General features: G+C 44.1%; 7 protein-coding genes and 2 pseudogenes. 6 read left to right on the plus strand and 3 right to left on the minus strand.

Translation table 11 applies throughout. The annotated features are described in order from the left end of the window. Positions 1-213, plus strand: a pseudogene (locus PENNN9_RS09455) (hypothetical protein); the annotation flags it as partial. Positions 214-335: 122 nt separating this feature from the next. Here PENNN9_RS09455 and trxC read toward each other — a convergent pair. Together trxC and PENNN9_RS09465 are read right to left on the minus strand one after the other, a co-directional pair. Next, positions 336-773, minus strand: coding sequence for a thioredoxin TrxC (gene trxC, locus PENNN9_RS09460; RefSeq protein WP_058369450.1), 438 nt, complete (start codon positions 771-773; stop codon positions 336-338). Positions 774-869: 96 nt separating this feature from the next. Further along, complete coding sequence (locus PENNN9_RS09465) at positions 870-1739, minus strand: MBL fold metallo-hydrolase (RefSeq protein WP_058369451.1); 870 nt, start codon at positions 1737-1739, stop codon at positions 870-872. Positions 1740-1916: 177 nt separating this feature from the next. Here PENNN9_RS09465 and PENNN9_RS13655 point away from each other — a divergent pair, with 177 nt between their 5' ends. The 5 genes and pseudogenes from PENNN9_RS13655 (at position 1917) to PENNN9_RS09490 (ending at position 6159) form a co-directional block, all read left to right on the plus strand. After that, positions 1917-2378 carry an ArsR/SmtB family transcription factor gene (locus PENNN9_RS13655; RefSeq protein WP_413771746.1) on the plus strand — a complete coding sequence of 154 codons (462 nt, stop codon included), beginning with the start codon at positions 1917-1919 and terminating at the stop codon, positions 2376-2378. Between the two features lie 84 nt (positions 2379-2462). Continuing rightward, entirely contained in the window at positions 2463-4172 is a 1710-nt protein-coding gene (locus PENNN9_RS09475; protein ID WP_058369452.1) for a SulP family inorganic anion transporter, read from the plus strand. A 199-nt stretch (positions 4173-4371) separates the two neighbouring features. Beyond that, positions 4372-4698, plus strand: a complete 327-nt coding sequence (locus PENNN9_RS09480; RefSeq protein ID WP_058369453.1) for a beta-lactamase hydrolase domain-containing protein — start codon at positions 4372-4374, stop codon at positions 4696-4698. Between the two features lie 39 nt (positions 4699-4737). Beyond that, positions 4738-5069, plus strand: a pseudogene (locus PENNN9_RS09485) (TIGR01244 family sulfur transferase). A 229-nt stretch (positions 5070-5298) separates the two neighbouring features. Continuing rightward, on the plus strand, positions 5299-6159 hold the full coding sequence (locus PENNN9_RS09490; RefSeq protein ID WP_058369454.1) for a bile acid:sodium symporter family protein: 861 nt from the start codon (positions 5299-5301) through the stop codon (positions 6157-6159). 69 nt (positions 6160-6228) lie between these two features. Here PENNN9_RS09490 and ahpF read toward each other — a convergent pair whose 3' ends face one another. Beyond that, the gene (gene ahpF, locus PENNN9_RS09495) at positions 6229-7806 is read right to left on the minus strand and encodes an alkyl hydroperoxide reductase subunit F (RefSeq protein ID WP_058369455.1); all 1578 of its coding nucleotides are present in this window, start codon (positions 7804-7806) and stop codon (positions 6229-6231) included. Positions 7807-8111: the final 305 nt, after the last annotated feature.

Below are 8111 nucleotides of genomic sequence, written 5' to 3' on the forward strand. Positions count from 1 at the left end.
TCAGTCACGCTGTCAGCTGGCGTAGGAGTCGGCGTCTCTGCTGGACGCTGGGGCATCTCACCTAACATCAGCTTCGGGGTGGGTAAAAGCAACAATACTAAAGCTCGCGATGTTAAATTGTCACGGCTCTACGGCGAACGTGATGCGATAGTCCAATCTGCTCGTATCCAGCGCTGTAGCTTCGTCAATGGCATAAAAATTTATGGTGAATAAATAAGCCATTACAATATCGATAACATATTATCGTTTATCGCTATAGAATAAAAAAAGCTAAGAGCCAATACGCCATCGACGTATTGGCTTTCTTTATTTATACCATGAATCTAGCCCATCGGTTACGTTTGCAGGCTTTGTACCCACTGGACGATTTGCTGATTTGGCAGCGCGCCTGACTGCCGCGCGATCTCTTTGCCGCCTCTAAACGCTACCATCGTCGGCAAGCTGCGAATATTATAAGGCGCGGCGGCTTGCTCGTATTTGTCCGTTTGGACTTTGGCAAAGACCACTTGCGGCAGCTGACTGGCAGCGGCTTTAAACTGCGGTGCCATCATAATGCAAGGCTGACACCAGCTCGCCCAAAAATCCACAATGGTCAATACGTCGTTTTTTTGAATGACTTTACTAACCGTTTGACTGTTTAGCTCATGAGGACTAGCAGTCAATAATGGCTGGCTACATTTTCCGCAGTTTGGTGCATCATTCAGCTTGGCGGCTGGTACGCGATTGGTCGCTTGGCAGTGCGGACAGACCAGATGAGAGTATTGTTCAGTCATTGTCAGACTCCTTTTTTAGCTATTATCTTTTATTGTTATTGAGGGGCTGTTTGCTTATTTAATATAGCATAACTTTATATTTACCATATTCACCGATTATCCTAAGGCGTTGAGCGGCACTTTTAGATAACGCACGCCATTGTCTTCCGGTTTTGGGAATTTTCCGGCATCGATATTCAGCTGTACCGATGGGATAATCAGGCGTGGCATTGCAAGCGTGGCATCACGGCGCTCGCGCATCTGCACAAACTCTGCCTCATTAATACCGTCTTTGACATGGATATTGCCCATCTTTTGCGCGGCGACCGTGGTGGTTGGGCAGTGCTTACGCCCTTGACTCGGATAATCATGACACAGATACATGATGGTATCATCAGGCAGAGCCAGTAGCTTTTGGATAGACTGATACAGCATTTTGGCATCGCCACCTGGGAAATCGCAGCGCGCTGTACCCACATCAGGGGCAAACAACGTATCTCCAACAAATACCACGGTTTTTTCTGCATCGGCCGCGACATACGCCATATCTGCACGCGTATGACCTGGCACATACATCGCTGTGATGGTAATGTCACCAAGCGCCAATCTTTCACCATCGTCCGTCAGAATATCAAACTGACTGGCATCGGTACGAAAACTCATGTCGAAGTTAAAAATTTGCTTAAATATCTTTTGTACTTCAGTGATATGTTGACCGATGACCAACTGACCGCCAAGCATTTCTTTGACATGAATGGCTGCTGATATATGATCGGCGTGGGCGTGCGTTTCGATAACATAGACCAGCTCCCAGCCTTGCTCTCGGACAAATGCAATGACCTCATCGATGCTGCTGGTGGCGGTATGGCCAGATTTGGCATCAAAATCCAGTACAGGATCTATGATGGCACAAAGCTTTTGTTGCACATCAGCCAGTACGTGTGTATAAGTCTCAGTGTCGCTATGTAAGAAAGAATGAACTTGCATGGCAGCCTCGCTATAAGAATGTTTTAATCTCTAAATAATTTTTAAGTATAATATTCAGTCGTATATAATGTTTAACATATTATCAACCTATCTATGACTAATAATATAACAATTACCCTATAGTTTATCAATTTATATAATGTAAATAACGATAACTTGCTATAATTTGCGATATCATTGATAATTAACCATATATTGTTAGATAATAATGCAACATCTAACGCTATCTTATATAAGGAGCTCACTCTGACTACCTCTATTTCAGCATTGGGTACAACTACTCACGACACCAGCGATGATGCATCATCTGATGCAGCAGACTTTGCCCCTATCGACCTTGCCAAACAAATGCAACAAGCATCCATGCAAGCCAGCCAATTGTTAAAATCACTCTCTCACCCTGATCGCTTACTGCTATTGTGTCAGCTGACTCAAGGTGAATACTGCGTTGGTGAGCTTGAGGGCTTGGTCGGTGTTGGACAGCCAAGTTTGTCACAGCAGCTAGGTATATTGCGTAAAGACAATTTGGTCGCTACCCGCCGTGAAGGCAAGCAAATCTACTACAGTATCGTAAGCGAAGATGCTTTAGCGGTACTAGAACTACTGTATCAACGTTTTTGTGCCAAGCCAGAGCTATAATATAGTGCTGCATTCCAACACTTTAACTTAGTATAAAGATGCTATTCATTGTGATAACACCTTTTATTGTGATGACGTACTGATATGTCTTCTATCGCTGCTCACCTGATTCCTACGTGGCTGCGTCAATACCAGCTAGCTACCTTACCAACTGACGTCATTGCAGGGTTGGTCGTAGGGGTGCTTGTCATTCCTCAAAGCCTCGGTTACGCAGTATTAGCAGGACTGCCACCTGTTTATGGCCTGTATGCCGCGATTGTACCCGTCATTGTCTATGCTTGGCTTGGATCAAGTAATGTCCAAGCAGTCGGACCGGTGGCCATCACTGCGATTATGACAGCAAGTAGCTTGCTGCCCTATGCCGATGCAGGCGCTGAACAGTACGCTCTTATGGCAAGCCTTCTGGCATTTATGGTGGGGGCACTGCTCTGGATAGCTGGACGTCTCAAGCTTGGCTGGATCATGCAGTTTATCAGTCGCGGAGTGTCGGCAGGCTTTGTCAGCGGCGCGGCGGTACTTATTTTTGTCAGTCAGCTGAAGTATTTGACCGCTATTCCAATTGCTGGCAACAGCTTGATTGGCTATCTATCTACCATGCAGATGCACGTGCGTCAGCTGCATCCCTTGACTCTACTCATTGGCATCATTGCTTTTGCGCTTTTAGTAGCAAATCGCTATGCGAGCGAATGGGTATGGCGCACGTGGCTATCAGCGTCCTATGCTAAATGGGCCGAGCGCTTATTTCCGCTGATATTGCTCGGTGTGGCGATTATACTGAGTATGGCATTGCATTGGGGCGCGCTAGGCGTTGCGACCATCGGTAGTATACCGCAAGGGCTACCGAGCTTGACCCTGCCTCATATACCTGATGTACAAGAAGCGCTCAAGCTTTTGCCAACCGCAGGACTGATGGCGCTGATTATTTTTGTGTCTAGTAGCTCAGTTGCGAGCACCTATGCACGCCTGCGCGATGAAAGCTTCGATGCCAATCGTGAGCTGACAGGACTTGGACTTGCCAACTTATCTGGCGGACTGTTTCAGAGCTTTGCGGTCGCTGGTGGTTTTTCGCGTACTGCCATCAATGTTGACTCAGGGGCCAAAACCCCAATGGCGAGCTTAGTCACTGTCGTAGTAATGATTGCCGCACTGATCGCTTTTGGTCAAGCACTCGCGCCGCTACCCTATGCGCTTCTGGGGGCGACCATCATGGCCTCTATCATTGGGCTTATCGATGTCGACACCTTAAAGTCGGCATGGCAGCGAGATCGCTTGGACGCAGCAAGCTTTATAGCAGCGTTCGCAGGCGTGCTGATACTTGGCCTAAATACAGGACTGGTCATCGGTTTAATGGTATCTTTTGCTAGCCTTATTTGGCAATCGAGTAAGCCGCATGTCGCCATCGTTGGTCAGCTGGGCGGTACAGGACACTTTCGTAATATCAATCGTCATGATGTAGCAACTTTCGATAATTTATTGCTCTTGCGTATTGATGAGAGTCTGTTTTTTGGCAATAGTGAGTCGGTGCATCGTCGTATCCTAAAGGCGTTACAACAATACCCAGACGCGCGTGAGCTTATCTTAATCATGTCAGCTGTCAATCATATCGACCTGACAGCCCAAGAGATGCTCGGCACGCTTAATAAGGAGCTGGCACTGCAAGATAAACGTCTGCACTTTAGCTTTGTAAAGGGACCCGTCATGGATGTCGTCGGTCATACGCCGCTGATTACTGAGCTATCAGGGCAGGTCTATCTAAGTACGTTAGATGCGGTCAACGCCTTAAAATATGGCTAGCGAATGCTTTATTTTGCGACATCGTATCAATCGCTGGTATCGCCTGCCACAAAATATCGTTATGATAAGGTATACGCTATGCTGTTTTTTGTATAGACAAATGAATTGAAATAGCCTCTAATAATCTCCATTTCATTACTGACTTATTACTCTTTGACCTTTAACAAACCTACTTTGACAAATCCAGTTGAATCTAGTTATGACCAATGATATAACCATCTACAAACAAATTTATCCAAGCCAATGTATCAAAATTGCAGAGCTTGGCTATCGCTCAGTACTTAACATACGACCTGATGCTGAGGTTGATATGCAGCCTAATAGCTGTGACTTTACCAATGCTGCTGAGCAGGCAAGTCTATCCTACCGGCACCTTCCTTTCGATGATGAGCGCTTGAGTATGCTGACAGTTGAGCAATTTGCCGCGCTTTATCACGCGATGCCCAAACCCATATTAATGTTTTGCGGGACTGGGGCGCGTGCCAAGCTACTGTACCAAAGTGCCTTGATGCAAGGTTTGTTGTAATTTATAGTTTATGTACGTTTAAATAATTTAGGAATTTTTATGAGCCATCATATTAGTATTACTGGACAAATCACCCCTGATCAAATCCCTATGATTGCTGAGAATGGTTTAAAACCATTATTAATAATCGTCCTGATGGTGAAGAGCCAGGCCAGCCAACCAGTGCAGAGATTGAAGCAGCTGCTACCGACGCAGGCCTCGCTTATAAAGAAGTATCTTTTGCTGGTAGTGAGCTTAACCAATATCACGTCGAAGAATTTGCGGATTTCTTTAATCAGGCTGAGCAGCCAATGCTGATTTTTTGCCGTACTGGCAATCGCTCAACTGGTATCTATGAAGCCGCTAAGCGTATGGATTTATTAGACGACTGATCTATTCAATTTAGGATAGGTAATGCAACTTAAAACCGATGTAATACCACCGAGATAAACCTTGACAGTCAAAACTCAGCGAAATGAATAAAAGCTCATATAAATATATGGGCTTTTATCGCATCTGTAAGTATGTTTTAGGGTATATTTATAATGTTATTGCCACAAGGAATGTGGATTATTTGAACAGTCATCCTAATATGTCTGACAATTTTACAAGGAATGTTTCATGAGTAATACTGCACTGGCTCTGCTCCCTTTAGCGCTTGCCTACATTATGTTTACGTTAGGGACAGGACTAAAACCTAGCGATTTTAAAGTTATCATTAACTACCCCAAAGCCTTTTTTGTCGGCTTAATTAACCAAGTCATTGTGGTCCCTTTAATCGCTTTAGCAGTTGTCTTAGTAATGGTACCACCACCCGAAATTGCTTTTGGTATCATGCTGATCAGTTTTTGCCCAGGCGGTGTAACCAGTAACATGCTTACCTATTATGCTAAAGGTAATGTCGCACTTTCTGTTGCGCTCACTGGTGTGGTCAGCTTGTTATCAGTCGTCACCTTGCCTATCTTAATTACTTTAGCCTTTAAGCACTTTATGCAAGACCAAGCAGGCTCTATTAGCGCTGTCAAAATCGGTCTTGTCATGTTTTTATTGACGACTCTGCCCGTAACCCTCGGTATGCTCGCTCGTCGTAAATTTACTAATTTTATGGTGCGTAGGAGCAGCATTCTAAACAGCTTAGCCAGTATCTTTTTTGTGTTGATTGTTTTTGCAGCCATCGCTTCTAACTGGGAACTACTAAAGTCACAGTTAACATCGATGGGGCTTGAGCTAGTCCTTATCATCATGGCATTATTTGTATTAAGTATTTTGATTTCTAAAACGTTAAAGCTTAGCTGGTTTGACACCAAAACGATTTCGATAGAGACCAGTATTCAAAACAGTACGACTGCCATTACTTTAGCTCCCATCATTATGGGCACAGCAGCAGGTTTGCCTGCTATTGCTCTACCTGCTGCCGTATATGGGGTGCTCATGTATGTGATTGCGCTACCGATTATTGCTTTGATTCGAAATAAGAACTGATTGTATCCGACATAAAAAAAACCACCTCAAAAAAGGTGGTTTCTTATAGTAACTTTAGAGTTTAATAGCCTACTGCATAACCAAGTATTCAAACGCTGATAATGCCGCTTTACTGCCCTCACCCATCGCAATGTTAATCTGCTTAAATGGTACAGTCGTTACGTCACCACAAGCAAAGATACCTTTGCGGTCAGTGCGGCAGCGCTCGTCAATTTCAATCTCGCCAAAGCGGTTCAAATCAACAAAACCTTTGATAAACCCAGTATTCGGTACTAAGCCAATCTGGACAAATACCCCTGATAAGTCACGCTCGTGCGTCTCACCTGAACTGCGATCTTGATACACAATAGAGGTAACTTTACCATCAGTCGCTTTAATCTCTTGCGTTGCTGCACTAGTGATAAATTCGATATTGTCTTTTTCTTTGGCTTTATTAATCAACACTTGATCCGCTTTTAATTCATCAGCGAACTCGAGTACCGTTACATGCTTCACAATACCTGAAAGATCTAACGCTGCTTCCACACCTGAGTTACCACCGCCAATGACTGAAATATCTTTATCTTTGAAAAAAGGACCGTCACAATGCGCACAGTAAGCAACACCTTTACCGATGTTTTCTTCTTCACCTGGTACGCCAAGCTTACGCCACTGGGCACCAGTTGCTAGGATAATACTGCGAGTCTCAAACGTCTCACCTGTGTTTAAGTGGATGCTATAATTTTCGTCTTTGGTCTCGCCAATTTCTTTAACACTGACATGCTCTTTTAGTGTAATGTTATATTCACCTAAGTGTTTAACAAAGTTGGTCGACAAGTCAGTACCGTTAGTTAAGGGTACAGAAATCAGGTTTTCAATATCCTGCGTGTCTTTTACCTGTCCGCCAATACGGTCAGCGACCATCGTCACTTTAAGGCCTTTACGCGCCGTATAAATCGCTGCCGCGACCCCAGCAGGACCTGCACCGATGATAGTGACATCTTGCTGCTCTAACTGCTCTTCGTCATCGCTCGCTTCTGCTAACAAGTCAGGAAACTGATCTTGTAGCTTTTCAATCAGTTTTGCCGTATCGATGAGGCCATTGGCGAACGGCTTACCGTTTAAAAAGACTGCTGGTACGCCTTGGATATTGTTCGCCTCGACTTGCTCTTGGAACAACGCGCCATCGATCATCTCATTGCTGATATCATCATTTAACAGTGCAAATTGGTTCAATGCCTGCACCACTTCTGGGCAGCTGTGGCAAGATAACGATACGTAAGTTTGGAACTGTAAAGGCTTATTAAAACGCTTAATGAGCTTTTGAATGCCTTCATCTAGCTTTAACGTATGCCCACCCGCTTGAAGTATTGCTAAGATAAGCGAGGTAAACTCGTGGCCACCTGGGATACCGCTGAACACAATGCCTGTATCGGTAAGTACATCATCGATATGACTGCGAACCGCAAAGCTAATTGGACTTGGCAAGCTGTCATCGTTTGCTTTTGCATCGAAGTTAATCTTATCGGTGGTACCAGCGATTTTGGTCAAAAATTCAACCAACTCACTACGTTTTTCGTGCTCACCGCTACCCAATACAAAGGTAATCGGGCGGGTCATATTTTCACTATAATTTTTGACAGCATCTAATAAATTTTGATCTATCATGTTTGTTCCTCATTATTATTGGATATGTAACGGCAACTGTCACGCTGCACGTTCAAATATGGATTATTGGTTACTGATAATCTTGTTAAAACTGTGTTAGGCAATATGCTTGTGCCCTTTAATGTCTCTATTATCATAGGTTTCAGAGATTTGGGCAAGCTGGTAAACTCAAACTTTACGTTTTGTAAAACCAATCATAAACGCTTTTATTTAATTAAATATAAACTTACGGGTGAATAATAGCCATGGTATAGCTCTTGTTTTTTCGCTACAATCGAATGAGGCAAATAGGAAAAGCTCCTATT

The sequence above is a fragment of the Psychrobacter sp. ENNN9_III genome (genome assembly GCF_001462175.1).
In the GTDB taxonomy this organism is placed as follows: domain Bacteria; phylum Pseudomonadota; class Gammaproteobacteria; order Pseudomonadales; family Moraxellaceae; genus Psychrobacter.